This is a genomic window from Siminovitchia fortis (assembly GCF_007681465.1).
Classification (GTDB): Bacteria; Bacillota; Bacilli; order Bacillales; family Bacillaceae_C; genus Siminovitchia; species Siminovitchia fortis.
On the sequence record NZ_VEKZ01000184.1, the window covers coordinates 1 to 366 of the forward strand.

The 366-nt window shown below is 42.3% G+C and carries 1 protein-coding gene; it reads left to right on the top strand.

What is annotated here, in order from left to right:
* A partial coding sequence (locus tag FS666_RS20130) for a hypothetical protein (RefSeq protein ID WP_222119386.1) occupies positions 1-282 on the top strand: 282 nt, incomplete at its 5' end.
* Positions 283-366: the final 84 nt, after the last annotated feature.

Consider the following 366-nt stretch of genomic DNA (forward strand, 5'->3'; position numbering starts at 1 on the left):
TCCGACCATAAAGAGATTAAAGGGGATCATATGGCATCTGTTTCGGCTCATACCCGTTGGTTCCATGATCATAAAAAGCCAATACCGGCTCATAGCTCATTTATTTCCGCTCATAAAGCTGCAAACATGGACCAGATTACCTTTGAATTTCGTGTAATTCTCTCCCAAACTAGCCTAATCAGCAGTTTTAGCAATACAAAAAAACCCCCTTTTGCAACAAGAAACGATTTTTTTCGCAAAATCCCTTGGGATCCTTGCTTTTCCCCTTCCCTTTCTTTATAATAATCAAGACAAGTTCAATTTTTTTATTATCGCGGGGTGGAGCAGTCTGGCAGCTCGTCGGGCTCATAACCCGAAGGTCGCAGG